The 26,087-nt window shown below is 52.1% G+C and carries 33 protein-coding genes; 16 read left to right on the forward strand and 17 right to left on the reverse strand.

All coding sequences use genetic code 11. The features are described from left to right. Nucleotides 1-5 precede the first annotated feature (5 nt). From fliD to WFO64_RS18815, 3 genes are read left to right on the forward strand one after another with little or no spacing between them, the layout of a single operon-like run. Nucleotides 6-1,472, forward strand: coding sequence for a flagellar filament capping protein FliD (gene fliD / locus WFO64_RS18805; protein ID WP_337013557.1), 1,467 nt, complete (start codon nucleotides 6-8; stop codon nucleotides 1,470-1,472). A 59-nt stretch (nucleotides 1,473-1,531) separates the two neighbouring features. Beyond that, the gene (fliS, locus tag WFO64_RS18810) at nucleotides 1,532-1,930 is read left to right on the forward strand and encodes a flagellar export chaperone FliS (protein ID WP_337013558.1); all 399 of its coding nucleotides are present in this window, start codon (nucleotides 1,532-1,534) and stop codon (nucleotides 1,928-1,930) included. Between the two features lie 2 nt (nucleotides 1,931-1,932). Next, nucleotides 1,933-2,262 carry a hypothetical protein gene (locus WFO64_RS18815; protein WP_337013559.1) on the forward strand — a complete coding sequence of 110 codons (330 nt, stop codon included), beginning with the start codon at nucleotides 1,933-1,935 and terminating at the stop codon, nucleotides 2,260-2,262. Nucleotides 2,263-2,306: 44 nt separating this feature from the next. Here the strand turns inward: WFO64_RS18815 and WFO64_RS18820 are convergent, their stop codons facing one another. From WFO64_RS18820 to fliE, 8 genes are all read right to left on the reverse strand, one after another. Further along, entirely contained in the window at nucleotides 2,307-2,717 is a 411-nt protein-coding gene (locus WFO64_RS18820; RefSeq protein ID WP_337013560.1) for a flagellar protein FlhE, read from the reverse strand. After that, the gene (flhA, locus tag WFO64_RS18825; RefSeq protein WP_337013606.1) at nucleotides 2,714-4,810 is read right to left on the reverse strand and encodes a flagellar biosynthesis protein FlhA; all 2,097 of its coding nucleotides are present in this window, start codon (nucleotides 4,808-4,810) and stop codon (nucleotides 2,714-2,716) included. Before flhA ends, WFO64_RS18820 begins: the two co-directional genes overlap by 4 nt. Continuing rightward, complete coding sequence (gene flhB / locus WFO64_RS18830) at nucleotides 4,810-5,955, reverse strand: flagellar biosynthesis protein FlhB (RefSeq protein WP_337013561.1); 1,146 nt, start codon at nucleotides 5,953-5,955, stop codon at nucleotides 4,810-4,812. Before flhB ends, flhA begins: the two co-directional genes overlap by 1 nt. 106 nt (nucleotides 5,956-6,061) lie before the next feature. Beyond that, nucleotides 6,062-6,703, reverse strand: coding sequence for a protein phosphatase CheZ (cheZ, locus tag WFO64_RS18835; RefSeq protein ID WP_337013562.1), 642 nt, complete (start codon nucleotides 6,701-6,703; stop codon nucleotides 6,062-6,064). 3 nt (nucleotides 6,704-6,706) lie between these two features. Continuing rightward, nucleotides 6,707-7,096, reverse strand: coding sequence for a chemotaxis response regulator CheY (gene cheY, locus WFO64_RS18840; protein WP_337013563.1), 390 nt, complete (start codon nucleotides 7,094-7,096; stop codon nucleotides 6,707-6,709). Between the two features lie 87 nt (nucleotides 7,097-7,183). Further along, nucleotides 7,184-8,230, reverse strand: a complete 1,047-nt coding sequence (locus WFO64_RS18845; protein WP_337013564.1) for a protein-glutamate methylesterase/protein-glutamine glutaminase — start codon at nucleotides 8,228-8,230, stop codon at nucleotides 7,184-7,186. After that, nucleotides 8,227-9,096 (reverse strand): CheR family methyltransferase, encoded by an 870-nt coding sequence (locus WFO64_RS18850; RefSeq protein WP_337013565.1) that lies wholly within the window; start codon nucleotides 9,094-9,096, stop codon nucleotides 8,227-8,229. Before WFO64_RS18850 ends, WFO64_RS18845 begins: the two co-directional genes overlap by 4 nt. Nucleotides 9,097-9,306: 210 nt before the next feature. Beyond that, complete coding sequence (fliE, locus tag WFO64_RS18855) at nucleotides 9,307-9,639, reverse strand: flagellar hook-basal body complex protein FliE (protein WP_337013566.1); 333 nt, start codon at nucleotides 9,637-9,639, stop codon at nucleotides 9,307-9,309. 279 nt (nucleotides 9,640-9,918) lie between these two features. On the opposite strand from fliE, the gene fliF reads away from it, so the two are divergent. The 13 genes from fliF (at nucleotide 9,919) to fliR (ending at nucleotide 20,648) form a co-directional block, all read left to right on the forward strand. Continuing rightward, on the forward strand, nucleotides 9,919-11,574 hold the full coding sequence (gene fliF / locus WFO64_RS18860) for a flagellar basal-body MS-ring/collar protein FliF (RefSeq protein ID WP_337013567.1): 1,656 nt from the start codon (nucleotides 9,919-9,921) through the stop codon (nucleotides 11,572-11,574). Further along, nucleotides 11,574-12,560, forward strand: a complete 987-nt coding sequence (gene fliG / locus WFO64_RS18865; RefSeq protein WP_337013568.1) for a flagellar motor switch protein FliG — start codon at nucleotides 11,574-11,576, stop codon at nucleotides 12,558-12,560. The genes fliF and fliG overlap by 1 nt, the downstream gene beginning before the upstream one ends. Beyond that, complete coding sequence (locus WFO64_RS18870) at nucleotides 12,547-13,266, forward strand: flagellar assembly protein FliH (RefSeq protein ID WP_337013569.1); 720 nt, start codon at nucleotides 12,547-12,549, stop codon at nucleotides 13,264-13,266. Before fliG ends, WFO64_RS18870 begins: the two co-directional genes overlap by 14 nt. After that, nucleotides 13,263-14,624 (forward strand): flagellar protein export ATPase FliI, encoded by a 1,362-nt coding sequence (gene fliI / locus WFO64_RS18875; RefSeq protein WP_337013570.1) that lies wholly within the window; start codon nucleotides 13,263-13,265, stop codon nucleotides 14,622-14,624. The genes WFO64_RS18870 and fliI overlap by 4 nt, the downstream gene beginning before the upstream one ends. A 20-nt stretch (nucleotides 14,625-14,644) precedes the next feature. Beyond that, on the forward strand, nucleotides 14,645-15,094 hold the full coding sequence (gene fliJ / locus WFO64_RS18880) for a flagellar export protein FliJ (RefSeq protein ID WP_337013571.1): 450 nt from the start codon (nucleotides 14,645-14,647) through the stop codon (nucleotides 15,092-15,094). Next, nucleotides 15,091-16,365, forward strand: a complete 1,275-nt coding sequence (locus tag WFO64_RS18885; protein WP_337013572.1) for a flagellar hook-length control protein FliK — start codon at nucleotides 15,091-15,093, stop codon at nucleotides 16,363-16,365. The genes fliJ and WFO64_RS18885 overlap by 4 nt, the downstream gene beginning before the upstream one ends. Before the next feature lie 146 nt (nucleotides 16,366-16,511). Then, nucleotides 16,512-17,021, forward strand: coding sequence for a flagellar basal body-associated protein FliL (gene fliL / locus WFO64_RS18890; RefSeq protein WP_337013573.1), 510 nt, complete (start codon nucleotides 16,512-16,514; stop codon nucleotides 17,019-17,021). 5 nt (nucleotides 17,022-17,026) lie between these two features. Beyond that, a complete protein-coding gene (gene fliM, locus WFO64_RS18895) occupies nucleotides 17,027-18,025 on the forward strand; it encodes a flagellar motor switch protein FliM (RefSeq protein ID WP_337013574.1) in 999 nt (332 codons plus the stop codon). A gap of 3 nt (nucleotides 18,026-18,028) precedes the next feature. Continuing rightward, nucleotides 18,029-18,433, forward strand: coding sequence for a flagellar motor switch protein FliN (gene fliN / locus WFO64_RS18900; protein ID WP_337013575.1), 405 nt, complete (start codon nucleotides 18,029-18,031; stop codon nucleotides 18,431-18,433). Beyond that, entirely contained in the window at nucleotides 18,433-18,834 is a 402-nt protein-coding gene (gene fliO, locus WFO64_RS18905) for a flagellar biosynthetic protein FliO (protein ID WP_337013576.1), read from the forward strand. Before fliN ends, fliO begins: the two co-directional genes overlap by 1 nt. A 92-nt stretch (nucleotides 18,835-18,926) precedes the next feature. Beyond that, nucleotides 18,927-19,583 (forward strand): flagellar type III secretion system pore protein FliP, encoded by a 657-nt coding sequence (gene fliP / locus WFO64_RS18910; protein ID WP_337013607.1) that lies wholly within the window; start codon nucleotides 18,927-18,929, stop codon nucleotides 19,581-19,583. A gap of 12 nt (nucleotides 19,584-19,595) precedes the next feature. After that, nucleotides 19,596-19,865 (forward strand): flagellar biosynthesis protein FliQ, encoded by a 270-nt coding sequence (gene fliQ, locus WFO64_RS18915; RefSeq protein WP_337013577.1) that lies wholly within the window; start codon nucleotides 19,596-19,598, stop codon nucleotides 19,863-19,865. A 3-nt stretch (nucleotides 19,866-19,868) separates the two neighbouring features. Further along, on the forward strand, nucleotides 19,869-20,648 hold the full coding sequence (gene fliR, locus WFO64_RS18920; protein WP_337013578.1) for a flagellar biosynthetic protein FliR: 780 nt from the start codon (nucleotides 19,869-19,871) through the stop codon (nucleotides 20,646-20,648). A gap of 59 nt (nucleotides 20,649-20,707) precedes the next feature. Here fliR and WFO64_RS18925 read toward each other — a convergent pair whose 3' ends face one another. The 9 genes from WFO64_RS18925 to exuR all read right to left on the reverse strand — a co-directional run bounded on the left by WFO64_RS18925 (nucleotide 20,708) and on the right by exuR (nucleotide 26,082). Next, the gene (locus tag WFO64_RS18925) at nucleotides 20,708-21,682 is read right to left on the reverse strand and encodes a glutathione S-transferase family protein (RefSeq protein WP_337013579.1); all 975 of its coding nucleotides are present in this window, start codon (nucleotides 21,680-21,682) and stop codon (nucleotides 20,708-20,710) included. Between the two features lie 76 nt (nucleotides 21,683-21,758). Continuing rightward, nucleotides 21,759-22,169 carry a DoxX family protein gene (locus tag WFO64_RS18930; protein WP_337013580.1) on the reverse strand — a complete coding sequence of 137 codons (411 nt, stop codon included), beginning with the start codon at nucleotides 22,167-22,169 and terminating at the stop codon, nucleotides 21,759-21,761. Between the two features lie 202 nt (nucleotides 22,170-22,371). Then, nucleotides 22,372-22,656, reverse strand: a complete 285-nt coding sequence (locus WFO64_RS18935; RefSeq protein ID WP_337013581.1) for a YqjK-like family protein — start codon at nucleotides 22,654-22,656, stop codon at nucleotides 22,372-22,374. Continuing rightward, nucleotides 22,656-23,051 carry a phage holin family protein gene (locus WFO64_RS18940; RefSeq protein WP_082203994.1) on the reverse strand — a complete coding sequence of 132 codons (396 nt, stop codon included), beginning with the start codon at nucleotides 23,049-23,051 and terminating at the stop codon, nucleotides 22,656-22,658. The genes WFO64_RS18935 and WFO64_RS18940 overlap by 1 nt, the downstream gene beginning before the upstream one ends. 2 nt (nucleotides 23,052-23,053) lie before the next feature. Continuing rightward, nucleotides 23,054-23,359 carry a DUF883 family protein gene (locus WFO64_RS18945; protein WP_337013582.1) on the reverse strand — a complete coding sequence of 102 codons (306 nt, stop codon included), beginning with the start codon at nucleotides 23,357-23,359 and terminating at the stop codon, nucleotides 23,054-23,056. Between the two features lie 35 nt (nucleotides 23,360-23,394). Further along, nucleotides 23,395-23,769 (reverse strand): DUF1090 domain-containing protein, encoded by a 375-nt coding sequence (locus WFO64_RS18950; protein WP_337013583.1) that lies wholly within the window; start codon nucleotides 23,767-23,769, stop codon nucleotides 23,395-23,397. A gap of 192 nt (nucleotides 23,770-23,961) precedes the next feature. Further along, nucleotides 23,962-24,309, reverse strand: coding sequence for an EnvZ/OmpR regulon moderator MzrA (mzrA, locus tag WFO64_RS18955; RefSeq protein ID WP_337013584.1), 348 nt, complete (start codon nucleotides 24,307-24,309; stop codon nucleotides 23,962-23,964). Beyond that, nucleotides 24,309-24,983: a DedA family protein gene (locus tag WFO64_RS18960; protein ID WP_337013585.1), complete on the reverse strand. Its 675-nt coding sequence runs from the start codon at nucleotides 24,981-24,983 to the stop codon at nucleotides 24,309-24,311. The genes mzrA and WFO64_RS18960 overlap by 1 nt, the downstream gene beginning before the upstream one ends. A 322-nt stretch (nucleotides 24,984-25,305) precedes the next feature. After that, complete coding sequence (gene exuR, locus WFO64_RS18965) at nucleotides 25,306-26,082, reverse strand: transcriptional regulator ExuR (protein WP_337013586.1); 777 nt, start codon at nucleotides 26,080-26,082, stop codon at nucleotides 25,306-25,308. Nucleotides 26,083-26,087 lie beyond the last annotated feature (5 nt).

A 26,087-nucleotide genomic window follows, 5' to 3' on the forward strand; every position in this document is an offset into this window, starting at 1 on the left:
TTAACATGGCTATATCATCAACAGCCAGTGCGGGGGTCGGTGGCTGGGATTATACCGATCTATTAAACGGCATGGCGCAAAACGAACAGTTGCGTCTCACCCCTTACACCAACCTACAGACCAGCTGTAAAAATAAAGTCTCTGCATGGGGAAGCATCAGCAGCTTAATGACCGCCCTGCAGGGCTCGGTTAAAAAGCTCAATGGTGAAGCCTTTAACACCATGAAAGTGAGCACGAATACCGCGTTTACCGCAACCGCCACAGACAGCGCCAGTGCCGACACCCATGCGGTAACGGTGGAGGAGCTGGCTACCGCCCACAAGCTGAAAACGGATGCCTTTGACAGCGCCGATAAGCAGCTTGGCAGCGCGACCGAAGATGGCACCCGCACCGTGACCATTACGCAGGGCGATGGTAAAGCGCTGAAGGTGGAGTTGAAGGATGATGAAACCTCACTGAACCAAATCGCCAGCGCCATTAACAAGAAAAATACCGATCAAGGGGGCAGCGTCACTGCCTCTGTTCAGCGTGATGGCAGCGGGCAATATCAGCTTATGATCAGCTCTAAAAAAACCGGTACCGACGGCGAAATGTCGGTCAGTGTTGACGGGGGTGATGACAAACTCAGCGGTATCCTTAACACCAGTAAAGGCGGAAAAGGGTCCAATGAAGCGGGGAGCGACGCGGATAAAATGACCCTCGTTTCTGCGGCTCAGGATGCTAAACTCAGCGTCGATGGTATCGAATACACCCGCTCCAGCAACAACATTAGCGATATTATTACCGGCGTTACCCTTAACCTGAATGCGAAATCAAAAGATAGCGAGCCTGAACAGTTAACCCTGACAGTCGATACCAGCGCGATCAAAACCACGCTGCAGGATTTTGTGAAGCAATATAATGCGCTGTTATCGGAAACCTCTGCCGACAGCAAATATGTCGCACCCAGTAAAGATGATGGCACCAGCAGCAGTACCGGGAAGGATACCGCGAAGAGTGGCGCGCTGATGGGTGACTCGACGCTACGCGGCCTGGTCAATAACCTGCGTAGCGCAGCCAATAACAGCTATGGCAGCAGTTCACTGTCTGATATGGGCATCACAATCGATTCCCAGAGCGGTCAGATGACCCTGAATGAGAGCAAGCTGGATAAAGCAATCGCTGATGACCCGGACGCTATCAGCAAGGTGTTTCAGGGCAGCGGCGATAGCGCCGGTCTGGCCAACACCCTGGGAACTATCGTTACTAAATACCTCGGTGACAGTGATACCAAAACCGACGGGATCATCAAGTCAGCCACCGATGACCTCAATACCCAACTGAAGAACGTCGCTGATCAGGTGACTAAAACTCAGGCGCTGATCGACTCCAAAGTGGAGTTATTAAGAAGTCAGTATGCTAACGCCGATGCACTGTTTAACCAGATGACCAATATGAGTAATACGCTGACCAGCATGTTTGCCAAGGCGTAAGTCCGGCTTATATTTTTATAAAACAGGGCGCGTCCCTGTTTTATTTTCAGGATGTTACGATGTACAAAATGCAATGTTCACAGGTTTATAACCAGGTTTCTCTTGAAATGCGGCTGGCGGGTGCGACGCCACACCAGCTGATCGCGATGCTGTTTGAGGCGGCGCATAATGCGCTGCTGCGCGCAAAAATCTATTTTGAAAAAGGCATTGTGGCGAAGCGTGGTGAAATGATCAGCAAAGCGATCAACATTATCGATAATGGATTACGCGCTTCACTCGATCATGAAAAAGGTAAGGAGATCGCAGCGGATCTTGACCGTCTCTATGAGTATGTTTCACGGCTGCTGCTACAGGCAAATACCCACAGTGATGTGACTAAACTGCTGGAAGCTGACAAATTAATTAGCGAAATAGCGGCAGTATGGGATGAAATACTGCCGATGATTCAGGAAGATTAAGCATGACTGACACGCAAAATGTCACTCTTGATCAGATGAGCCAGAGGTTGCTGGAGCAGCTGAGAGAGGGGCAGTGGGAAGCGGTTTCTGCCAGCTCGCCGCTTTATCTTGCTGCCGTACAGCAGGTAATGAACGCTTACCAAATGACATCCATCCTGGAAGAAAAACAGGCGATGGCCGAACAACTGCAAGCTATCCAGGTAAACCAGGCGGAGATCGTCGGGCGGTTGCGGGCCAGAGTGCATCTGCTGGAACAGAATATGGTCAGGCTACAGCAGGGTAAAGCGGGATGTCAGGATTATGCAGCGCAAATCCCTCGCCGCTTTGGTTGATGCACGACGCGACGGCGTCGCGTCAATGTCATCTTCAGGTTCACTTAATGGTAGTTCACAGTGAGCTGATTATTCACCACCTGCAGGACCGGCATCAGCGGCCCGCGGCGATTAACTGAATAGATAAAACGAAAAACGTCATTCGCCGTACGCGCAGTGCTGAGACGCAGCGTGCCGGATAAGCCTTGCAGCGGAAAGCAGACCGCCTGGGCGCAGAGTTTAATCTGCAGGCCGGGCGGCGGCGGGTTGAGCAGGCTAATCCGCCAGGCCAGTGTGCTGATGGTCGCTGCGGCAGGCAAGGGTGCCGCCGGGCCGATCGGGCGGCTGACCAGTATCTGCTGACCGACACTCACCCGACCGCCGATGCTGCTCCCGCTCCAGCTGCCACTTTCAGCGCTCGCCGCAGCACTCAGCCCAATGCATCCCAGCATTAACAGCCCTGACCACGGTTTCATTGTGGACCACCGAGGGTACAGGACATGTGAACCGTGCGGTTGTGACTGATTTCAAGGTTAGACAGCACCACCAGCTGTGGATAAACCCGTCTTAGAAAGCGTGAAAGCATTAACCTCAGTGACTGATTAACCAGCAAAACCGGCGCGATGCCCATGGCGTTTTGCTGGTTGATAGCCTGTCCGGTCTGCTCAATCATCTTCTCCGCAATGCCCGGCTCCAGCGGACTGCCATTCAGTTTCGCCTGAATCAACAGCCCTTCAAGGGCAGGGTCCAGCCCGATAACCTGAATATCCGGCTCATTACCGAAACATTGATGGGTAATCGCCCGTCCCAGCCGGATACGCACCTGCGAGGTGAGCTCATCGGCATCATGCTGGGTATCGGCCTGTTCGGCCAGGGTATCGATAATAGTGCGCATATCACGAATCGAGATATGTTCCGCCAGCAGGTTCTGTAGCACTTTGTGAAACAGGGAAAGCGACAACGTGCCGGGAATGAAATCCTCAACCAGTTTCGGCATATCGCGGGCGATGCGCTCCAGCAGCAGTTGTGTCTCCTGGCGACTGAAGAGTTCATCGGTGTGCATTTCAATCAGATGATTCAGGTGGGTGGCAATCACTGACGCGGGATCCACCACCGTGTAGCCCATGATCTGCGCATGTTCACGCAGCACTTCATCAATCCAGACTGCCGGTAATTTAAAGGTGGGATCAAGCCCGGCGATGCCCTCAAGTTCCCCTTCCGCACAGCCTGGATCGATAGCCATTAAGCGTTCAGGTTTTACTTCACCGCTACCAATCTCAACGCCTTTTAGCAAGATGCGATAAGCAGTAGGTTTGAGATCCAGATTGTCACAGATATGGATGGCGGGCGGCAAAAAACCCATCTTTTGCGCGAATTTTTTGCGAATTCCGCGGATGCGCATCAACAGCTGGCCATCCTGTGCATCATCCACCATGGCAATAAGCCGGTAGCCTACCTCCAGCCCCAGCACATCTTCCATTTCCACATCGGACCATGACGCTTCTGGTGCCTGCGTCACGTCGCTGACGCTGCTCTGAATGCTGGCCGCCGTGCCTTTTACTCCGCCGGGATGTTTCAGCTGCTGACCCCGCAGCCACCAGGCCAGGCCGAGCAGGGCGCAGGTAAAGAGTAAGAAGACGGTGTTGGGCATGCCCGGAATCACCCCCAGCAGGCCGATAACCCCCGCCGCAAGGATCATCACCCGTGGGCTGTTGAACAGCTGACTAACCATCTGTTCGCCGACATCGGTCTCATTCGAAACACGGGTCACAATCACGCCGGCGGCGGTCGAGATAATCAATGCCGGGATCTGGGCGACCAGGCCATCGCCAATGGTCAGCAGGGTATAGGTTTGTGCAGCATCACTGAAAGAGAGATCATGCTGAACGATACCGATGATCAGGCCGCCGATGATATTGATCGCCATGATCATCAATCCGGCCATGGCATCGCCGCGCACAAATTTACTGGCACCATCCATCGAGCCGTAGAAGTCAGATTCCTGTGTGACCTCAGTACGGCGACGTTTCGCCTCTTCCTCACCAATCAGGCCCGCGTTGAGATCGGCATCAATCGCCATCTGCTTACCTGGCATCCCGTCTAGAACGAAGCGAGCGCCTACTTCGGCGATACGTCCTGCCCCTTTAGTGATGACCATAAAGTTAATAATGATCAGAATGGCAAATACCACGATACCGATAGCGAAGTTTCCACCCACCAGGAAGTGACCAAAAGCTTCCACTACCTGGCCCGCGGCGCCGGCACCGGTGTGGCCTTCCATCAGGATGATGCGGGTAGAGGCGATGTTCAGTGCCAGCCGCAGCAGGGTTGAAAAAAGCAACACAATCGGGAACGAGGAAAATTCCAGCGTTTTCTGGGTAAACATGGCGACCAGCAATATCATCAGTGACAGCACAATATTGAAGGTGAAAAGCGTATCAAGCACAAAGGCAGGCAGCGGCAGCACCATCATGGCCAGAATCATCATGATTAAAATCGGTCCGGCCAGTATTTGCCACTGTGTCTCTTTAAAATTGGGCAGGTGTAGTTTCGTGCTTAAATTTGCCATCATTCCTGACTCTCATGGGCAAAATCCAGCGCCGCAGGCACTGAAAGATTTTCTGGTTTTTTCGGCATACTGCCGCCAGCTTTTCGCCAGCGTCGCAGGTTATAAACCCAGGCGAGGATTTCAGCGACCACGCTATAAAGCTCTGCCGGGATCGGATCGCCAATATCACAGTGACGATAAAGCGCACGCGCCAGCGGGGGTGCTTCCAACATCGGAATTTTGTGCTGCTGACCTTGTTCACGGATACGCAGGGCGATGTCGCCCGCGCCTTTTGCCAGCACCATCGGTGCGGCCATTTTTCCCTCTTTCCAGCTGATCGCGACGGAGTAGTGGGTGGGGTTATTCACAATGACATCCGCCTGGGGCACATCTTCCATCATCCGGTTATGCGCCATTGCGCGGCGCAGTTGCCTGATGCGGTTTTTTACATGGGGATCTCCTTCACTCTGTTTGAATTCGTCACGGATCTCCTGGCGGGTCATACGTAGTTTTTTTATGTAACTCATTAACTGATAAAAAACGTCGTAGCCCATCATGGGAATAAGTGCGCAAATCACCATAATTAGACAGTGAGAGATCAGACGGTGAGCATCACTCAGTGAATCGGACAGCGATTCATTAGCCAGCTGAATAAAATGACTTTTATTCTTAATAAAAAATAAGATAAATGCGCAGCCCACTAACATGCTTTTCATCAGGCATTTGGCGAGTTCAGAAATAACCTGAAAAGAAAACAGCCGTTTCAAACCCGCGCCCGGTGAAAGGCGTGTAAGGTCAACTTTCAGCGACGTTTTGCTGAAGTGCAGACCGCCAATAAAAGTTGATGAGGCGACTGCTACAAAAAAAAGCCCCAGCAGCAGCGGTAATAACGCGGTTAACATCAGCGATATTAATCCACTGGTCTTATGCAGCATGCTGGTGATATCGGTCAGCAGCAGACGATCAAACATCAGGCCGTTATGCAGCAGTTGCGCCAGCTGGTCAGCGGTTCTTTCGCCACTGACAAAAATCAATGACCAGCCAGCCAGTAACATCATTAAAGATGTCAGCTCTTTTGAACGAGGAATCTGCCCCTCTTCACGCGCTTTCTGGCGTCGCTGGGGCGTGGGTTCTTCGGTTTTTTCTACATCACTTTCTTCAGACATGACTCAACCTGGCTTGCCGGTTTCGCAACGCTCAGTGGCTGACAGACGTCAGGCTGTCAGGACAAAATAAACGGATTTAGTGGCCCTGTTGCTTGCTGACCATTGCTTAAAAGCCCAGGTCGGCAAGCAGATCATCCACCTGATCCTGACTGGCGACCACGCCAGCTTGCGACTGGTCAATCTGTGGGCCATTTTTCAGACTTTCCGGTTCAATGGCGGCGGGCAGTGTCATACCAGACATGTTTTCTATCAGCACCTGAATCAATTCATTTTCAATATTTTCAATCAGATGCATCATCCGTTGAATCACCTGACCGGTCAGGTCCTGGAAATCCTGCGCCATCATAATTTCCATCAGCTGCGCATTAGTTTGATCGGCCAGCATCGGCACATCATCCAGAAAATGCCGGGTATCATTCACCAGATCGCGAGCTATCGGCAGCTCAACCGGCTCCTCAAACCAGGCGTCCCAGCGCCCGGTCAGCGCCTTTGCCTGACTATTTAACTGGTCCTGCAACGGGCGTGCTACTTCAACGCAGGTTAATGCCCGGTCTGCCGCCTGCGAGGTTTTATTAACAATATAATTAAGGCGCTCACGGGTATCCGGTATCGCCTCGGCTGCATCCATAATGGCCCGATCAAGGCCAAGGCTGGACATACCGTTACGCAGCTGGCGGGTTAAATGGCCGATGCGCGAAAAAATCGATTTAAAATTATCTGACTCTGGCTTACTTGCTTGACTATCCACTACTTACCACCCAATTTTTTCGAAAATTTTATTTAACTTTTCTTCCAGAATGGCGGCAGTGAAAGGTTTAACAACGTAGCCACTGGCACCAGCCTGTGCCGCAGCAATAATGTTCTCTTTCTTAGCTTCAGCCGTGACCATTAATACCGGCATTGTGCTCCAGGCGGGTGTATTACGGATTTGCGTCAGGAGTTGCAGTCCGTCAATATTGGGCATATTCCAGTCGCTGATGACAAAGTCAAACGCCGTTTGCTGCATTTTATTCAGGGCATCCTGGCCATCCTCAGCTTCTTCGACATTATTAAAGCCAAGGTCTTTTAGTAAATTACGCACAATACGGCGCATGGTGGCAAAATCGTCGACAACGAGGAAACGTAAGTTTTTATCAGCCATAATATAATGGTCCTGTTAATTGTGCCTTTATCTGGGGCTCAGTGGTGTATAACAATCGGCAGCCCGGAATATGAACGTTATCCGTGCCTAAATTCGGCGCGCCTGGCCAATGATGTTTTTCAGAATGGTGTGTGCAATCTGATCGAGATCGACGATTTCACTCACCGCATTCAGGGCGACAGCTTCACGAGGCATACCGTAAATCACGCAGGTCTTTTCGCTCTGCGCCAGCGTTTTGGCGCCGGTCTGATGTAATTCAAGCAGTCCTCTTGCGCCGTCATGTCCCATGCCGGTCAGGATCGCCCCGACGGCGTTTTTGCCAGCCGCTTTAGCGACTGATTGCAACAACATATCCACTGAAGGACGGTGGCGATTAACCGGCGCCAGGTCATTTAAACGGATATGGTAATTAGCACCGCTGCGGTAGAGCTCCATATGGCGGCCACCGGGTGCAATATAGGCGTGGCCGGGCAGTACACGTTCACCATCTTCGCCTTCTTTAACCGAGATCTGGCATATTTTATCCAGCCGCTCAGCAAAGGAACGCGTGATCCCTGGCGGCATATGTTGAGCAATCACAATGCCGGGACAGGAGGCGGGCATAGGCATCAGAACCTGGCGAATCGCCTCGGTACCGCCGGTTGAGGCACCAATGGCGATAATCTTTTCGCTGCCAACCAGCGGCGTGTTAATGATCCCGGGACGTTGCGCAGAATTCAGACCTCGACGGATATGCGCTTTCGCGGCGGCACGAATTTTTTCTGCAATCAATTCCGCGTACTGCAACATCCCTTCATGCACACCCATTTGCGGTTTAGTGACAAAATCGACGGCACCTAATTCCAGCGCGCTCAGGGTGATATCTGATCCTTTGCTGGTGAGTGACGAGATCATGATCACCGGCATTGGTCTCAGGCGCATCAGGCGTTCGAGGAAATCGAGTCCATCCATGCGCGGCATTTCAACATCCAGCGTCAGCACATCAGGGTTATGCTGTTTGATCAAATCGCGAGCGATAATCGGATCCAGCGCCGTCGCCACCATCTCCATATCGGGTTGCTGGTTAACAATATTGGTCATGATGGTACGAATCAGGGCTGAGTCATCAACACAAAGTACCTTTATTTTGCTCATACCTTATCCTTCGCCAGATAATAAACCGACTGACCTTGCAGACGGAAAGGGCTGTCCATATTATTGAAATGCTCTGAATGACCGACAAACAGCAGGCCACCTGGCTTTAACAGTTTTGCGAAACGGTTTAACAGCCGTTTCTGATTAACTTTGTCGAAATAGATCATCACATTCCGACAAAAAATAGCGTCGAAAGGTGCAGGAATTTCCCACTTTTCTGCGATCAGGTTTAACTGCTGAAAATGCACATCTCTTTGTAAAATGTCTCTGACTTTGACCTGCTGCTGCCCATCGGCGGTAACCTTGCGCAGGAAATATTTTTTTTTCTGTTCCTGCGTCAGGTTATTGATGTCATTCAGCCGATAGGTGCCGGTCTTCGCTTTGGTCAGAACATGGGTGTCAATATCGGTCGCCAGAATGCGCGGGCCGGTAAAATTACTTCCCAACACCTCGTCCAGCGTCATGGCGAGAGAATACGGCTCTTCACCAGTCGACGCCGCCGTACACCAGACGTTATAACCGCCGCTTCTGCTGCTGCGTGCATGCTCCGCCAGAATCGGGAAGTGATACGCCTCGCGGAAAAAAGAGGTCAGATTCGTTGTTAATGCGTTGATAAATAATTGCCATTCATCATGATTAGGCGTTGATTCAAGCAGCGTTAAATAGCGTCTGAAACTGTCAATTCCCAGCGAACGTAAACGCGGTGCGAGCCGGTTATAAACCATATCACGACGCTGGCGGGTAATAACAATGCCTGCTCGCTGATAGATTAAGTTAATAATTTTATCTAACTCTGTATCGGTAAGGTTACATTGTGCATGCCGGTCAGCGAGAGCGGCTTTACTTTTATTCATTGTGTCAGGCATGGGGATAGCCTCTAAGTCGATAAGTCAGGCGAAATATTCAACCGGCCGCGGCATCGTATACCGCCAGGTGTAAACTGGCGGCTTGGTATGCGCACATTAAATTTCTGGAAAAGCCGGATAAGACGGCAATGATGTGCCGATGGCGAAGAATTCGGGCCGGCTGCAAGAGAAAGCGCTCGCTGGCGGGAAATAGCCGCCATCACGTTTTTATTATAATGACATGCCCATAATTTCCTGATAGGCATTAGCAATTTTATTACGTACCTGAATGCCCAGATTGAGTGTGATGGATGATTTCTGCAACGAGACCATAACATCATTCAACCCGATATCTGATGCGCCTTTCATAAAATTCTGAGACTGATCTTTAGCCGCATTCTGTGCCTGGTTGATGCTGTTGATACTGTTAAGCAGCAGATCGGAAAACGGCGAATTATTGGTTGCTGCCGCACCCTCTGCACGATCAGCTTTATTCAGGTCCGATAGTTGGCGGGCCTGAAAGTGAATTTGATCGATAATTCCAGCCATTGACTGAATAGACATCGCTTGAATCCTTCACTCTCTTGATTTTTTATCCGGCGTTATCTGTTTGCCAGTTCAATCGCAGCATGTTAACCGGGAAAGCGTAAAAAATATAATATGAATAGCTGACAGAAGTTTTCGCTTATTACCGATTAAGGTGGCGAATATTTTGTACATAATACGCGGCCTGAATGGGCTATATGAAATGCTGAAACGGCATGAGTGCTTACCAATGAATGATGCGTTAATCAGTCATATCGCGTTTACATTGTGTCATTATATTTTTTACAGGAAAATGGCATGAATGCCACAATTAGCGGAAATAACAACAAAAATACCCTGAATTTATTGGCAGCGTTTGAGCGATTTCGTTCAAATCCGAGAATCATCTTTATTATTATTGCTTCTGCTGCGATCTCGATTGTTATTCTTCTTTTTTTCTGGGCTAAAACACCGGATTATCGCGTGTTATATAGCAATATCGGTGACCAGGATGGCGGTGCCGTAGTTGCGCAGTTGACCCAAATGAACGTGCCTTACCGTTTTGATGAACGGCGCGGTGCGATTATGGTGCCCGAAGATCAGGTTTATGGGATACGGCTAAAGCTGGCTCAGCAGGGCTTGCCTAAGGGAGGATCGGTTGGGTTCGAATTACTGGACCAGGAAAAGTTTGGTATCAGTCAGTTCAGCGAACAGATTAATTACCAGCGCGCGCTGGAAGGAGAGCTTTCCCGCACCATTGATACTCTGGGGCCGGTAAAAAGTTCACGCGTTCACCTGGCGCTGCCGAAAACCTCGCTGTTCGTACAGGAGCAAAAACCGGCGTCGGCGTCGGTCACGCTTAACCTGTTTGGCGGACGGTCGCTGGATGCGGGTCAGATCAGCGCGATCAGCCATCTGGTCTCCAGTGCGGTCACCGGAATGTCGGCTGATGATGTCACCATTGTGGACCAGAATGGCCACCTGCTGACCCAAAGCGGCGACCGCGCCACGCAGACTTCGCAACTGAACTACATCAACATCGTAGAAAGCGATTTTCAGAGCCGTATTCAGGCCATTCTGACGCCGATTGTCGGCAGCAATAATGTGCGGGCGCAGGTTACGGCCAAAATCGATTTCTCCACCAATGAGCAAACGGCGGAACAGTATCAGCCCAACAGTTCACCGGATAAAAAGTCTATCCGCAGCCGCCAGAGTAGCTGCAGTGAACAGGGCGGTAAAGAGGCGGTCGGCGGCGTGCCGGGGGCACTGAGCAATCAACCCCCGGTGCCCACTTCTGCCCCCATCGATGCGCCGGTTGCCGCAGGCGCTAAGGGGAATACGGCTGTTGCCAGACGTATTCCTTACAACACCCATAACGATGAAACCGTCAATTACGAGCTGGATCGTACTCTGACGCATATCCGGCGTAATCCCGGTGAAATTGAACAACTTTCCGCTGCGGTAGTGATCAACTATCTGCCCGGTAAAGATGGTAAGCCGGTTGCGCTGCCAAAAGCGCAGATCGACCAGATCAATCAGCTGGTTAAAGAGGCGATTGGCTTCTCGGCGCAGCGTGGCGATAGCCTGAGTGTGGTTAATTCACCGTTTACCCAGTCTGACGAAGACGTCGCGGTACCGCTCTGGAAGCAGCCGGAAATGATCAGCGTAATGCTGCAGGCCGGACGCTACCTGTTGCTGCTGCTGGTCGCCTGGTTGCTGTGGCATAAAGCGGTTCAGCCTTTTTGGATTAAACATCAGCAACTGGCGCTACAACGGCTCGAAATGGAGAAACAGGCGCGTCAGGCTGAGCTGGATGCGGAAATCAGCCGCAAAGAGAACATTGAGAAAAATAAAGCCAGACAGCGCGTGGATACTGAAATTACCACTCAGCATTTACGACATCTCGCCGAGCAGGAACCGCATGTTCTGGCTGCGGTAATACGTAAGTGGTTGATGAGGGAGCAAAAGCCGTAATGAACGCAGCCGAGAAGTGTGCCATGGTGATGTTAACGCTGGGCGATGAGTGCGCAGCGGAAGTTTTCAAACATCTTAATTCCCATGAAGTGACGCAGATCAGTAGTGCCATGTTCAATATTGAGGGCATTACCCACGATAACCTGGCGGGGGTAATGAAAGAGTTCGAGCGCGACGTCTCTGATTTCGCGGCGCTGAACTTCAATACCAACGATTATCTGCGCAACGTATTGGTGAAAGCGCTGGGCGAGGAGCGCGCCTCCAGTTTGCTGGAAGATCTGCTGGATACGCACTCCCACGCTAACGGGCTTGAAACGCTTAACTTCATGGAGCCGCAGTCGGTCTTTGATGTGATCCGTGAAGAGCATCCGCAGATTATCGCGACGATCCTGGTGCATTTAAAACGGGCGCAGGCGGCGGATGTGCTGGCGAAATTTGACGAGCGTGAACGTAATGACATCATGCTGCGTATCGCGACCTTTGGCGGCGTTCAGCCTGCGGCCTTGCAGGAACTCACCGAAGTACTGAATAACCTGCTGACCGGCCAGAATATGAAGCGCAGCAAAATGGGTGGCGTAAGACCAGCGGCTGAAATTCTTAACCTGATGAAATCCCATCAGGAAGAGGCAGCGATCGATGCAGTGCGTGAATTCGATCACGAGCTGGCGCAGAAAATTATTGATGAGATGTTCCTGTTCGAAAATCTGGTGGAACTCGACGACCGCAGCATTCAACGTCTGTTGCAGGATGTCGACAACGAGACGCTGATCGTTGCGCTGAAAGGGGCAGAGCAACCGCTACGCGACGCCTTCTTCCGCAACATGTCAAAGCGTCTTGCCGCCATTATGATGGAAGATCTCAATTCGCGCGGTCCGGTGCGTATGTCGCAGGTTGAGGCTGAGCAGAAAAATATTCTGTTGATTGTTCGCCGCTTAGCGGAAAGCGGCGAAATTGTGCTGGGCGGAGGTGAAGATGTCTACGTCTGATAGCGCATCGCCGGACAGCTGGCAGCGGTGGCAGCCGGAAAGCCTGCTGGAGAGTGTTACACCGGTTAGCCCAGAGGCACCGCAAACCACCCCGGTGGGCGATCCAGCTACCGATCTGCATTTTCAGGCCGAACTGGCCCGGCTACGTCAGCAGGCTGAGCAACAAGGCTATGCGGCGGGTGAGCAGAGAGGACTGGAACAGGGAAAGGCTATCGGGTATCAGGAAGGATTCAGCCGGGGGGAAAAAGCGGGACTGGCGCAGGGTGTCGGCGAGGCCACCGCTCAGCAACAGCAGCTGGTCAGCCGGTTTACGTTACTGATTAATGAATTTCAGGCTGCGCTGGATAGCCTCGACAGCGTCATTCCTGCCCGTTTAGTGCAACTCTCGCTGAATGCAGTCCGCACTATGTTCGGTAAGCAGATTGTGTGTGACACCTCGCTGTTACTGCAAAAGATCGAGCATCTGCTGCAGGAGAACGTTCAGTTTACCAACCATATCGTCTTATCGGTTAGTGAGGAGGATTTCCCGCTGGTGCAGCAGCAGTTAGGTGAAATTCTGGCTGGACACAACTGGGCGTTACGCGCCGATGAAAGCATGGTGCCGGGCGGGTGTCGTATTACGGCGGCAGAAGGCGAGCTGGACGCAACGCTCTCAACCCAGTGGGAAAGACTGTGCAATCTGAGTAAGGAAAATTACGGCTCATGAGCATGCGTCTTAAAAACTGGCTCGACACCATCGTGCGGAGCGAGCAGCAGATCATGACGCTGCCGCCTTACCAGCAGTATGGCAAGCTGGTGCGCGCCACTGGCCTGGTGATGGAGGTGGTAGGGTTAAAACTCCCGATAGGCACGCTCTGCATGATTGAGCGAAAACGCACCGGTGGCACAGAGTTTGTCGAAGGTGAAGTGGTCGGCTTTAACGAACGGGTGCTGTTTATCATGCCGCTGGAGAATGTGGATGGCATATTGCCGGGCGCCCGCGTATGCGGCCAGCCGGATGCTACGTCCAACGGCAAACAGTTACCGCTTGGCCCGGCATTACTCGGTCGGGTGCTGGATGCCAGCGCCCGACCGCTTGATGGCTTACCCGCCCTGAGCCGCAAAAGTGCAGGTTCGCTGTTTACCGCAACCTACAACCCGCTGCTGCGTGACCCGATTAAGCAGGTGCTTGATGTCGGCGTGCGGGCGATTAATGGTTTACTGACCGTCGGACGCGGCCAGCGAATGGGGCTGTTCGCCGGCTCCGGCGTCGGTAAAAGTGTGCTGCTGGGCATGATGGCTCGCTATACCAAAGCAGACGTGATTGTGGTCGGGCTGATTGGCGAGCGGGGCCGCGAAGTAAAAGACTTTATCGAGAATATCCTTGGTGAAGAGGGACGAAGCCGTTCGGTGGTGATTGCCGCGCCCGCCGATGTTTCTCCTCTGTTAAGGATGCAGGGCGCGGTCTACGCGACCCGGATCGCGGAAGATTTCCGCGATCGCGGCAAAGATGTTTTGCTGATTATGGATTCACTGACGCGCTACGCGATGGCGCAACGCGAGATCGCGTTAGCGATCGGTGAACCGCCCGCCACTAAAGGTTATCCGCCGTCGGTGTTTGCGAAGTTACCCGCGCTGGTGGAGCGTGCCGGTAATGGCATCAAAAACGGGGGATCGATTACCGCCTTCTATACCGTGCTGACCGAAGGTGACGATCAGCAGGATCCGGTGGCTGACGCTGCGCGCGCTATCCTTGATGGACACATTGTGCTGTCACGCCAGCTTGCTGAGTCGGGACATTATCCGGCTATCGATATAGAAGCCTCAATCAGCCGGGCTATGACCGAGCTGCTCAGCGCCACGCACTACAAGAAAACTCAGCGTTTCAAACAGCTTCTTTCCGCTTACCAGCACAATCGCGATCTGATCAGCGTCGGCGCCTATGCGGCGGGCAGCGATCCGCGGCTGGATGAAGCCATCGCGCTCTACCCAAACATGGAAGGCTATTTGCAGCAGGGAATTTATGAATGCAGCGAATATGAAAATGCCCTTGAACAGCTGGATGCGCTGTTTCCTTCGACCTGACAATAAAGTGAGTAGTGATAATGGCAACCCGTTCGCCAATGGAAATGCTGCGTGAAAAAGCAAAAGAGCAACTGGATGCGACTACCCAGCAGTTGGGTAAAACCCGCCAGAGCTATGAGAAAGCGTGCGCCCAGCTGCGCCAGCTGGAGAGTTATCAACATGAGTATCAGCACCAGCTGACTGCCCGTACGACGGACAAAGGATTACTGAATTCACATATCCTGAGTTATCAGTTGTTTATCGATTCGCTAAACCAGGTGGTCAAACAATATAGCACTCACGTCACGGCCTGCGAGAACGCGGTTAATCAGGCAGTTTCAGCATGGAAACGTGACCACCTGCGGCTTAACGCCTTCACAACGCTTATCAGCCGTGCTGATGCGGTTGCCCGCAAAAAAGAGAGTCGCCTGGAGCAAAAAATGATGGATGAGTTCGCCAGCCAGACTTTATTAAGGAAGACATTTATATGATGGTTACCCGAATTGCCGCGACAAAGCCAGTGGCTGGCAATACGCTGGCGCAGAATGAAGCACCAGCTGATGCGCAGGCATTTAGCCATCTTCTTGATGAGAAAACCGCGGCTTCAGCCACAAAATTGCCGCGGGCAGCTCGCGGAGCTGCGAGGGCAGATTCCCCTGCGCCAGCTGACAGCGACTCTGCAGAGAACGTCGATGAGACCAGCAGCCCGGCAGCGGAGAGTGTTGCGAGCGAGTCGCTGCTGGTTTTCCTGAATCCGTTTCGCGAAAGCCTACCGACGGATGAAGACGCTAAAAAAGAAACGCAGCTGGCGCAGAAAGATGCCCTGCCGGGCAGTGACTTACCGTTTGGCAGCGCTCTGCCGCTGGGGCTGCTTAACCATGCTGATGTTGTGCCACCGGCCGTTGAGACGACGCCAGTGACTGTTGAGGCAACGGCGGCTGATGAAGATAACGATAGCGCCGCGCTGGCAGCGGCTTCCTTGCCACCGGTGACCGCGGATGCCACCCCAGCGCCTGCGGATGAGGAGGTTACCTCCGCCTTCACCCACCGTTTCGCATTGGCAGCCGGGCTGAAACCGACCGCCAGCCAGCAGGATGCTCAGACCGGCGCCGCCGCTCTGACCCCTTTCGGCGCGGTTAGCACGGCGGCAGTCCAGAATCCTCTCGCACCACAACCGGCGACGAGCGTGCTGCCGGTGAAAGGCGTCGACCTTTCTCACCCGGCAGAACGGGTAAAAACGCTGCCCGATGTGGCATTGTCGCCCGCGACGGTGAACCCGCCCGCCAACGCCGCGGTCACTGAAGCGCCTGCCGCCAGCGGCCTGCTTACCCAGCAGATGGGTACGCCCGCCTGGCAGCAATCTCTTGGTCAACAGATCGCCTGTTTCACCCGTGATGGCGTCCAGCACGCTGAATTACGCTTGCACCCCGAAGAGCTGGGCTCGATTCAGATCACCCTGCAACTCAAAAATGAACAGGCACAAATGCACTTTGTTTCGGCCAGTCATCAGGTACGCGCAGCGATTGAGGCGGCGGTTCCCCATCTGCGTATGTCGCTGGCCGAGTCGGGCATCGAGCTGGGTCAGAGTAGCGTGGGTGCCGATTCCTCCTCTGGCTGGAAAGATTCCGGTCCGTCGGAGCAGTCTGGCCGGCAGAATTTCGCCGAAGCGCAACCTAGCGCTAATAATCCTGATCGCGAAGAACGGATTGAAACATCTGTCAGAACAGTGAGTTATAGCAGTGGTATTAATACCTTTGCGTGAGGGACATTTAATATGGGGAATTGTTGACAGTTGTTTCATCTTTTAAGTCAATTACCCAGCGGGTGAATAGAATAGAATGCTCCGCTCATCCCGGACGTCGCAAAAAGTTAAACCTGACAGGATCGTGAACACGATATTTAAAAATAATGCCAAAAACAAAAAAGAATGCTTCCGGAAACGGAAGTAAACGCTCATTTATTATTTTGCTGCTCATGTTAATTATTCTGGGGTTAGGCGGGATTTCTGGTTACATGTATTATCAGATTAATAAAATGAAATATCATCACCAGGATAATAAAAATACAGTATTACCGACGGAAAAAGACATGGCGGCGCAGCCTCCGATCTATATCGAGCTGGAGACCTTTACCGTGAGCCTTAAGCCGGTCGAAAATGATAGCGATCGCGTATTGTATGTTGGCTTAACCCTGCGGCTAAAAGATGAGAAATCAAAGGCGCTGATTGGGCAATTCCTGCCGGAGATCCGTAGTCGTTTATTGCTGCTTTTTTCTCAGCAAACCGGCTCAGAACTGGCCGTCGATACGGGTAAGCATGAGTTAATTAAAAAAATTAAAGACGTTATTAGTCTGCCGCTGACCGGGCAACAGAGCGCAACAGTCGATGATGTCTTATTCAATGCGTTTATTCTACGGTAAATCCTATGTCTGATAGTATATTATCTCAGGCTGAAATTGACCGTCTTTTAAATGGCGGCAACAGCGCAGAAAGTGAGAGTGTTGAGGTGGTCGCTGGGGCTGATGAGATCCGGCCCTATGATCCTAACACCCAGCGTCGTGTTATTCGCGATCGTATGCAGTCGCTGGAAATTATCAATGAGCGATTCGCGCGCCAGTTTCGCATGGATATGTTCAATCTGATGCGCCGTAACCCGGATGTTACCGCAGGCGCTATCCGTATCCAGCCTTACCATGAGTTTGCGCGCAATTTACCCGTGCCTACTAATCTTAATTTAGTGCATCTGAACCCGTTGCGCGGGACGGCACTGTTTGCTTTTTCGCCTCATCTGGTTTCAATGGCGGTGGATAACCTGTTTGGCGGCGATGGCCGTTTTCCGACCAAAGTCGATGGGCGTGAATTCACGCCAACAGAGCAGCGAATTATCAGACGTATCATGTCAATGGCGCAGTCCTCGTACGATGAGGCCTGGAGTTCAATATTTAAACTTCAGACTCAATTTGTGCGATCAGAGACCCAGATAAAATTTACCAATATCACCTCATCGCCCAATGATATTGTAGTGACGACATCATTTTCCATTGAAATTGGTTCGCATATGGGGGAGCTGAATATCTGTATCCCGTTCAGTATTATCGAACCTTTGCGTGAACTGTTAACAAATCCGCCGCGCGAAAACTCACGCCATGAAAATGAGCAATGGCACAATACTTTGTCTTACCAGTTACGGGATACGGAACTGGATTTAGTGGCCAGGCTGGCGGAAATTCCCACTCATGTTTCCCGAATTATGAACTTAAATAAAGGGGATGTCATTTCACTGGATAAGCCTGATGTCATCCAGGTCTATTCTGATGGCCATCCCGTCTTCAGCGGTAAATATGGTCTGCTTAATAAACAGCTGGCGATTAAAGTCGATACTATTTTCGCCCCATCTTTATTACCGTTTAGCAAGGAGAAATAACACATGAGTGACACCAGTCTGCCAACTGATGCTGACGAACAAGGCATTGACGATCTCTGGGGAGAAGCCATGAGCGAGCAGCTGTCTGTCGAAGGCAGCGCTGCCGCCTCGGTACCTGTAAAAGATGAACCCCTGGTCAGTTTGTCAGAAGATCTCAATCTGGTGCTGGATATCCCGGTGAAAATGACCGTGGAATTAGGCCGGACCAAAATGACCATTAAAGAGTTATTGCGTCTGAGTCAGGGCTCAGTCGTACCGCTTGAAGGGCTGGCCGGTGAACCGCTGGATATTCTGATTAACGGTTACCTGATTGCGCAGGGCGAAGTGGTGGTGGTCTCGGATAAATTCGGCGTACGTATTACCGATATTATTACCCCTTCAGAAAGAATGCAGCGTCTGAGCCGATAATGAATACCCCGATTCCCGCCCAGATACAGGCTATTCCCCTGTTAAATGAACCTGCTTCGGCGGGATCAATGTTGCTGAGTCTCAGTGGTGCGCTACTGCTGGTGGTGGTATTGATTGTGATCACCGCTTTGCTGCTACGCCGCAGCCGGTGGGGAGGCACACTCTCCAGCGGGAAAAATCTGCTAACGGTCAGACACAGTTACGCTTTAGGTCAGCGCGAGCGGGTCGTGATTGTGGAAGTCGCCGATCGCTTGCTCCTGCTCGGCGTCACGCCCGGGGGCATTACGATGCTGACCGAAATAGATAAGCATCAGGTCAGTGAAGCGGCTAACGCCTCAACCGGCAGTTTTCAGAAGATGCTGTTACGTAATATCAGTAAAAAAACGGGGAATCACTCATGAGACGGACCACTGGCTGGATCGTCCGTCTGGGGCCGATGTTACTGTTGATCATGCTGTGCTCAGGCTCCGCCTGGGCGGCTAATGGCGATATCATGATTGGGCATGGCGCGCATGGCGAAAACTGGTCTCTGCCGGTACAGACGCTGGTGCTGTTAACCTCGCTGACGCTTCTGCCCGCCGTGCTATTAATGATGACCGGATTCACCCGTATCATTATCGTGCTGGGACTGCTGCGCAATGCGCTGGGTACCGCCTCTTCGCCGCCGAATCAGGTGCTGCTTGGGCTGGCGCTGTTTCTGACCTTCTTCGTGATGTCGCCAGTGCTGTCTCAGGTCTACGATACCGCCTGGCTACCGCTTTCCCAGGATAAAATTTCCATGCAGGAAGCGCTGGAAAAAGGGGCGCTGCCGATGCGTAATTTTATGTTTGAACAGACCCGTCAAACCGATCTGGCGCTATTTACCCGCATTGCCAGACTGCCGAATTACGCCAGCCGTGATGATGTACCGATGCGTATCCTGCTACCGGCTTTTGTCACCAGCGAGCTGAAAAGTGGCTTTCAGATTGGCTTCACTATCTTCATGCCTTTTCTGATTATTGATCTGGTTGTCGCCAGTGTGCTGATGGCGCTGGGGATGATGATGGTGCCGCCAGCGACTATGTCACTGCCCTTCAAGCTAATGCTCTTTGTGCTGGTGGATGGCTGGCAGTTGATCCTCGGTTCACTGGCACAAAGTTTCTATAGCTAAGCGAGAAATAAAATGACGCCAGAAAGTGTAATGGGGCTGGGTTTTCAGTCAATCAAGGTTGCCCTGATGGTTGCCGCGCCGTTACTGCTCGGCTCGATGTTCACCGGTTTGATCGTCAGTATTTTGCAGGCAACCACCCAGATTAATGAATCAACGCTCTCATTTATTCCCAAAGTTCTGACCGTCATCGTGGTGGTTATTGTACTCGGGCCGTGGATGCTGGGGACGTTAATGGATTATATGCACACTGTATTTAGCAATATCGCCACGATAATTCGTTAAATTATGCAAAGCCTGCCATTGCCTGACATCAATTATTATATTAATCACTATTTCTGGCCGCTGACCCGTACCCTGGCATTATTCTCTACGGCACCCATTTTCAGCGAAAAAGTCGCCGTGAAGAAAGTCAGGATTGGGCTGGCAATGCTGATCGCCTTTCTGATTGGGCAAAATCTTCCCGACAGCCAGGTCATGCTGCTGTCGCTGGCAGGTCTCTGGGTTACCTTGAAAGAGATTATTATCGGTGCCGCCATCGGGTTAACGGTGCAGTTTATTTTTGCCGCCATGCGCTACGCCGGTGAAGTTATCGGCCTGCAGATGGGGTTGTCGTTTGCCGCATTTTTTGATCCTTCCGGCAATCAGACCATGCCGGTGCTGGCCAGAATTTTAAATGTGATCTTCACCCTGTTGTTCCTGGCCTTTGATGGGCATCTTTACCTGATTAAGGTGCTGGCCGAGAGTTATACCTTATTACCGATCAGCGCCGCGCCGGTCAGCAATAGCGGATTTTATCTGTTACCTGAAGCCGCGGCGATTATTTTCAGCTGCGGATTACGCGTTGGGATGCCGGTCATTACCCTGTTACTGGCCCTTAACCTGACGCTGGGTTTACTCAACCGCCTGACCCCTCAGCTCTCTATCTTCGTGATTGGTTTTCCTATCTCGATCAGTCTCGGCATGGGGTCACTGTTGTTGGTGATGTATAACTTCCCGCCGATCTTCCACGATCTGATGAATGATATTTTCACCACGGTAAACAGCATCCTGATCGGTTTTCGCTGACTTCACCGGTGGCGGATCGGGCAATGCAGGTCTGGTATCGCGATCCGCCTGGGGCTGGCTTATCCACGGCCGTGCGGCTCATCCCAGTCAAATGCCGGGCCCAACGAAATCACGCCGTTCGGGTTGATAGTTTTATGGCTGCAATAGTAGTGATGACGAATATGCGGCAGATTAACCGTCTCTGCGATACCGGGCATCTGATAAATATCACGCAGGAAACCGCTGAGGTTTCGGTAATCACTGATCCGGTGGCGGTCGCATTTAAAATGGGTCACATAAACCGGATCGAAACGCACCAGCGTGGTCCACAAGCGCAGATCCGCTTCGGTCAGTTGGCAGCCGGTGAGATAACGATGCTGGCCCAGGATCTGCTCCAGCCGTGACAGCGAATGGAATAGCGCGGTAACCGCCTCGTCGTAAGCGGACTGCGACGTGGCAAAGCCAGATTGATAAACGCCGTTGTTGACCGTGTCATATATCCAGCCATTCAGCTCATCAATTTTTTCACGCAGCACAACGGGATAGTAATCACCCGCACGCGCACCCACCGCATCAAATGCACTATTAAACATGCGGATGATATCGGCAGACTCATTGCTGACGATGGTGCTCTGCTGCTTGTCCCACAATACCGGCACGGTTACGCGGCCACTGTATTGCGGATCGGCGTGCAGATAGAGCTGATAGAGGAACGCGTTCTGGTAGAGCTTATCGCCAGTAGCATCCTGAAAACTATCATCGAAGGTCCAGCCATTCTCCAGCATTAGCGGATGTACCACAGACACATCGATCATGCTATCCAGACCCTTCAGCTGACGCATCAGCAGCGTGCGATGCGCCCAGGGGCAGGCCAGCGAGACATAAAGGTGATAGCGATCGCGCTCGGCGACAAATCCCGCTTTCCCCACCGGGCCGGCACTGCCATTCGCGGTAACCCAGTTGCGAAAAGCCGACGCTGAACGCTTGAAATGTCCGCCGGTAGATTTGGTGTCATACCAGGTGTCATGCCAGACACCGTCAATTAACTGTCCCATAATGGCTCCAATGCAAACAGGGCGGGGAAATTTCCCTGCCCTGTTAAGTATATGTGGCAATACGCTTTATGTGAGATTAGCGCGCAATCGCCTGTGGTTTTGTTTTGCTGATCAGGCGATCGATGCTGTAGGCACCAGGGCCCACCAGACCTAACACCAGAAAACCCCCGGCAATGGAAAGGTTCTTCATGAACATCAGCTGGTTCACACCTTCGGCAAAGTTACTGTGAAACAGAAATGCGGTCAGGATAGTGAAGCCCGCAGTGAACAGGGCAGTAAAACGGGTCAGGAAACCAAACAGGATGGCCAGACCGCCGCCAAACTCAAGCAGGATAACCAGCGGCAGCATGAAGCCTGGTACGCCCATCGCTTCCATGTATTGCTGAGTCCCTGCATAACCGGTGATTTTGCCCCAGCCAGCCGTAATGAACAGGATTGGCATCAGGATACGAGCGAGTAACAAACCCGTGTCTTCGAATTTTTTCATCATTTACTCCAGCGCTATCAGTGATGCAGGACAAGCTGCCCGCAGGGTTTATGCCCGCTGAAAGCAGTGCTGCGTCCATTGGGTTGATAGCTGGAGATGATAGTCGCGCAGCGGAAAGGTTGTAAGCGAGATATACTGTCAGTGTTCTTCAGAAATTTTGATGAAGAAAAGCCGGCCGCTTCAGGACCGGCTCTAAGCAGACTTAACGCGGTGGCAAAGCAGACTTGATCATACGCCAGGTACTCCAGGCGCCGAATCCCCGTTTTGCCCAGCGGAGTAGCATGTTGGGACTGCGAACGGAGTAGATAGCCAGCGCGCTGCTGCCAATGGCCAGATAGCGACGTAAGCTGAGGAAGGTGAACCAGCCGCGATCGTAGTGGGCGGTGCCTTCCAGCCAGTCACGCCGCGCAGCGCTTAAATCCAGCCGCTGCTGCTGCACATGCTTAAGCAGTTCATGGATGCGTTCTTCACGCTCGCGGCGGCTCATCAGCGTTGATCCTCAAGTAAATTACGGTCTGTTTCCAGCTCTTTGCGCGTGTGGCGCAACAGCGTGGACTGACGTGATTTGTGAAGCGTCCATAGCCCTAAAATAACCGCCAGCAGTAACAGCGTACCGGTTGTGATGCCAATGGCCATCAGGCGGTACTGCGCATCCACTGCCCAGATAATCAGCACCATCAGGCTCATCAGACCAAATGCCGTGAACAGCATCGTCAGGCCAACCATCAACAGCAGCTGTATCAGGTTAGCTTTCTCATGTTCCAGTTCCACCACTGCCAGACGAACGCGCGTCTCAACCATACCCACCAGCGTGGTCACAATACGCTGGCCGATGTTGATGACCCCTTTCGCAGGGCCGTGGTTATGCTGTGAGTCAGCCATAATTATCGACGCGAAATGAGCATGCCGAGTGCGACGCCAATCGCTGCACCGATGCCCACACCCTGCCAGGGATTTTCACGCACGTAGCCTTCCGCTTTTTGTGCTGCTTCGCGGGTAGTCGCAGCAATGCGCTCACCTGATTCGCCCAGACGTTCACGTGAGCTATCCAGCGCCACACGCGCTTTATTGCGAAGTTTATCCAGCTCGCCTTTGGATTTTTCAGTGCTGCTGCTCAGCACCTCTTCCAGGGTATCGGCAAGGTTTTTCAGTTCAGCACGCAAATGTTCCGACGATGTGTCTTTAGACATAAAATACTCCTTTAACATCAGTTGGTTAAATCCGATTAATAGGGCTCCGCCTGTAACTTTTTCAGTTCCCGGCGCGCTTCATCCAGTTTTTGCTGTTGCTTAGCAATCTTCTCCTTGTCATGGCCCTCTTCACGCTCCTCCCTGAGTGCGTGCTCACGCTCAGCAACTTTCTGCTTCTGGGCGTTAATTCTTTCCAGATGGGCGGCCTCGAGCTTTTTATCACTACAATCTGCCCGGACTTCGGTCAGTGCGCGCGCCAGGCCGTTAACCCGACGCTGATTGTTATGCTTCTGCGCCATCCCGATTTCACGTTGAATATCCTGCTCTTTCTGCTCGCACAGCGACTCCGCCGCCAGCAGCGAACCAGACAGCGAAAACAGCGCAACTCCCAGTAATATTTGATATTTCATCGGTCCTTGACCCTTCCATTGCGACCTGATTCATCATTATCCGCAAAATCTTACGATTCCGGGTGCTGAGAATCGACTCTCGCTTAAGCATAGACACCCCTGGTAAAAAGTTCAAAGAAGACCGGGAGATAGGGAGCCATTCAGACCGCCACATTGTCCTGCGGTGGTCTGAAAAGAAGAGTGATCGGAGGATTACGCCAATGAGAGGAGCTGAGAGTGATCGTGCTGCGCCACAATAAAGCCCTGAGGCAGCAGGCGGCGTAACACCTTCTGAGCCGCCAGACTCTGCTCTTCACTGTCAAAATGGATGATCAATGCATCACCCGCAGGCGTGATGCTTTTGATACGAATACCCTGCGCACTTAATTGCTGATAGAGGTAAAAACCATCGGGCAGGGTTGCGCCAGCATGGGAAACCCGAATCTGCACTACCGTCTCATGCTTCATCAGACCGGGGACCACGCACAGCGCGATCAGCGCAAACGCGCCAGCAATAAACCACGGTAACCACCGTTTAGGAATAGCCTGCAGCAATTTCATTACTCGACTTTCCCGTTCTGATTCGCCTGACGCTTACGCCATAACACCACCAGCGATCCCACCAGACCAAAGACCAGCAGTGCCAGCGGCAGCATCATCAGGAAGAACATCATCTCATCTTCGTAACGACGGAAAATCGGTGTTTTACCCAGTGCAAAGCCGATAACGGTTAAAATCACCACCCACAGGAAAGCACTCACCCAGTTGAAAAACTGAAAACGGGCGTTGCTGAGACCTGACAGACCGGCGATGGTGGGCAGCAGAGTACGCACAAATGCGATAAAGCGGCCAATCAGCAGGGCAGATAAGCCGTGACGGTGGAACATGCTGTGCGCGCGCAGATGATATTGGGCGGGAAGGTGGGAGAGCCATTTCTGTACCGTGGGCGTATTGCCCAGCCAGCGGCCCTGTATATAGCTCACCCAGCAGCCAAGACTGGCTCCTGTCGTTAAAACCAGAATGGTTAATGGGAAACTCATGGTGCCCTTGGCAATCAGTACGCCGACCAGAATCAGCAGACTGTCACCCGGTAGAAATGCGGCGGGCAGAAGGCCATTTTCTAAAAACAAAATCATAAACAGCACGCCGTAAATGGCCCATACCAGCGTGGGATCGGAGAGGGTTTCATAGTCCTGTTGCCACAGGGCGTGCAGCAACGCTTGCAAAATATCCATCAATCATTCCTGAACATCATTGTTAAACATGTCCTACAGGGACTTGAACGCAGACCGGCATTTCGTTATCAATTTTAGGAGCGCAGCCTGGGCGGGATTTTCCGGGTCCTTCCAGAATTGATTGTTAAATCAGCGACTTTAAAACCCCTGTCGCAAAGGGTAATAAAAGGGCGATAACTGTAACAAAAATCGCATGTGTGAAACAGGAAAACTCGCTGGCGAACAGGAGTTTTACCGTGTGAAACGGCGTGTAAAAAGGAGTTTTACATGACCTGACACTATTTCAGATTAACTGACCCTCTCAGGGCATTTTCAGGCACTTTTAGCGGGCGTTATTGAACCCATCAGGCAGGATGACCGGATTTTCACCAAACATATAGCGATCCACGTTAAATTCAAAATCATCCGCCGTCGCGTTAAACAGCATCTGTTTAGTATTTTCCAGATGTTGCCACATCGCCAGTTTACTGGCGGCGGGATCTTTACGCATCAGGGCTTTAAGAATTTGATCGTGGTCGTCGCACCAGCTAAGAATACTGCGCTGGTCAATGTGTTCGTGAAGTTTGAGCCAGTAGGGATTGTGCAGACGATGCAGCCACATTTTTTCCACGATGGCGGCTAAGGCACTGTTCTGAGTGGATTGCGCGATACGAACGTGAAACTGCATATCCCACTCGGAGTCGCGGAAGTGATCCTCCTGGCGGGCTTTTTCCTGGATAGCCATCAGGTCGATAATGTCCTGACGCGTCACCTGGGTGGCAGCGAACTCCGCCACATTACTCTCAATCAGCTGGCGCGCCTGTAGCAACTCAAATGGGCCAAACGTGGCGAACTCAAGCTGGCTGCTGGTGGAGGCGATGCGGTTCTGTTGCTGGCTGGCAATAACGTGAATGCCCGATCCTTTGCGGACCTCAACATAGCCTTCAACTTCCAGCATGATTATCGCTTCGCGTACGACAGTGCGGCTCACTTCCATCTCTTCAGCAATCAGGCGCTCAGCAGGCAGTTTGTCACCCACCGGGTAGGCCCCGGTTTCAATGCGGTTTTTCAGCTCGCTGGCCAGCTGTTGATAGAGTCGACGGGATTCAGTGAGGTCCATAGCAC

Source organism: Pantoea sp. AS142, from assembly GCF_037152305.1.
In the GTDB taxonomy this organism is placed as follows: Bacteria; Pseudomonadota; Gammaproteobacteria; order Enterobacterales; family Enterobacteriaceae; genus Pantoea.

What these genes read in the sequence shown, in the direction of transcription:
- fliL (WP_337013573.1), top strand. Translation starts at nt 16,512, where the DNA reads ATGCCAAAAACAAAAAAGAATGCTTCCGGAAACGGAAGTAAACGCTCA.
- WFO64_RS18925 (WP_337013579.1), bottom strand. Translation starts at nt 21,682, where the DNA reads ATGGGACAGTTAATTGACGGTGTCTGGCATGACACCTGGTATGACACC.
- mzrA (WP_337013584.1), bottom strand. Translation starts at nt 24,309, where the DNA reads ATGAAATTGCTGCAGGCTATTCCTAAACGGTGGTTACCGTGGTTTATT.
- flhA (WP_337013606.1), bottom strand. Translation starts at nt 4,810, where the DNA reads ATGGCAAATTTAAGCACGAAACTACACCTGCCCAATTTTAAAGAGACA.
- WFO64_RS18815 (WP_337013559.1), top strand. Translation starts at nt 1,933, where the DNA reads ATGACTGACACGCAAAATGTCACTCTTGATCAGATGAGCCAGAGGTTG.
- WFO64_RS18945 (WP_337013582.1), bottom strand. Translation starts at nt 23,359, where the DNA reads ATGTCTAAAGACACATCGTCGGAACATTTGCGTGCTGAACTGAAAAAC.
- WFO64_RS18935 (WP_337013581.1), bottom strand. Translation starts at nt 22,656, where the DNA reads ATGAGCCGCCGCGAGCGTGAAGAACGCATCCATGAACTGCTTAAGCAT.
- exuR (WP_337013586.1), bottom strand. Translation starts at nt 26,082, where the DNA reads ATGGACCTCACTGAATCCCGTCGACTCTATCAACAGCTGGCCAGCGAG.
- WFO64_RS18950 (WP_337013583.1), bottom strand. Translation starts at nt 23,769, where the DNA reads ATGAAATATCAAATATTACTGGGAGTTGCGCTGTTTTCGCTGTCTGGT.
- WFO64_RS18885 (WP_337013572.1), top strand. Translation starts at nt 15,091, where the DNA reads ATGATGGTTACCCGAATTGCCGCGACAAAGCCAGTGGCTGGCAATACG.
- fliJ (WP_337013571.1), top strand. Translation starts at nt 14,645, where the DNA reads ATGGCAACCCGTTCGCCAATGGAAATGCTGCGTGAAAAAGCAAAAGAG.
- fliE (WP_337013566.1), bottom strand. Translation starts at nt 9,639, where the DNA reads ATGTCTATTCAGTCAATGGCTGGAATTATCGATCAAATTCACTTTCAG.
- fliO (WP_337013576.1), top strand. Translation starts at nt 18,433, where the DNA reads ATGAATACCCCGATTCCCGCCCAGATACAGGCTATTCCCCTGTTAAAT.
- WFO64_RS18930 (WP_337013580.1), bottom strand. Translation starts at nt 22,169, where the DNA reads ATGAAAAAATTCGAAGACACGGGTTTGTTACTCGCTCGTATCCTGATG.
- fliS (WP_337013558.1), top strand. Translation starts at nt 1,532, where the DNA reads ATGTACAAAATGCAATGTTCACAGGTTTATAACCAGGTTTCTCTTGAA.
- fliR (WP_337013578.1), top strand. Translation starts at nt 19,869, where the DNA reads ATGCAAAGCCTGCCATTGCCTGACATCAATTATTATATTAATCACTAT.
- WFO64_RS18845 (WP_337013564.1), bottom strand. Translation starts at nt 8,230, where the DNA reads ATGAGCAAAATAAAGGTACTTTGTGTTGATGACTCAGCCCTGATTCGT.
- fliF (WP_337013567.1), top strand. Translation starts at nt 9,919, where the DNA reads ATGAATGCCACAATTAGCGGAAATAACAACAAAAATACCCTGAATTTA.
- fliD (WP_337013557.1), top strand. Translation starts at nt 6, where the DNA reads ATGGCTATATCATCAACAGCCAGTGCGGGGGTCGGTGGCTGGGATTAT.
- WFO64_RS18870 (WP_337013569.1), top strand. Translation starts at nt 12,547, where the DNA reads ATGTCTACGTCTGATAGCGCATCGCCGGACAGCTGGCAGCGGTGGCAG.
- WFO64_RS18850 (WP_337013565.1), bottom strand. Translation starts at nt 9,096, where the DNA reads ATGCCTGACACAATGAATAAAAGTAAAGCCGCTCTCGCTGACCGGCAT.
- WFO64_RS18960 (WP_337013585.1), bottom strand. Translation starts at nt 24,983, where the DNA reads ATGGATATTTTGCAAGCGTTGCTGCACGCCCTGTGGCAACAGGACTAT.
- fliQ (WP_337013577.1), top strand. Translation starts at nt 19,596, where the DNA reads ATGACGCCAGAAAGTGTAATGGGGCTGGGTTTTCAGTCAATCAAGGTT.
- cheY (WP_337013563.1), bottom strand. Translation starts at nt 7,096, where the DNA reads ATGGCTGATAAAAACTTACGTTTCCTCGTTGTCGACGATTTTGCCACC.
- fliM (WP_337013574.1), top strand. Translation starts at nt 17,027, where the DNA reads ATGTCTGATAGTATATTATCTCAGGCTGAAATTGACCGTCTTTTAAAT.
- flhB (WP_337013561.1), bottom strand. Translation starts at nt 5,955, where the DNA reads ATGTCTGAAGAAAGTGATGTAGAAAAAACCGAAGAACCCACGCCCCAG.
- fliG (WP_337013568.1), top strand. Translation starts at nt 11,574, where the DNA reads ATGAACGCAGCCGAGAAGTGTGCCATGGTGATGTTAACGCTGGGCGAT.
- WFO64_RS18820 (WP_337013560.1), bottom strand. Translation starts at nt 2,717, where the DNA reads ATGAAACCGTGGTCAGGGCTGTTAATGCTGGGATGCATTGGGCTGAGT.
- fliN (WP_337013575.1), top strand. Translation starts at nt 18,029, where the DNA reads ATGAGTGACACCAGTCTGCCAACTGATGCTGACGAACAAGGCATTGAC.
- WFO64_RS18940 (WP_082203994.1), bottom strand. Translation starts at nt 23,051, where the DNA reads ATGGCTGACTCACAGCATAACCACGGCCCTGCGAAAGGGGTCATCAAC.
- fliP (WP_337013607.1), top strand. Translation starts at nt 18,927, where the DNA reads ATGATTGGGCATGGCGCGCATGGCGAAAACTGGTCTCTGCCGGTACAG.
- fliI (WP_337013570.1), top strand. Translation starts at nt 13,263, where the DNA reads ATGAGCATGCGTCTTAAAAACTGGCTCGACACCATCGTGCGGAGCGAG.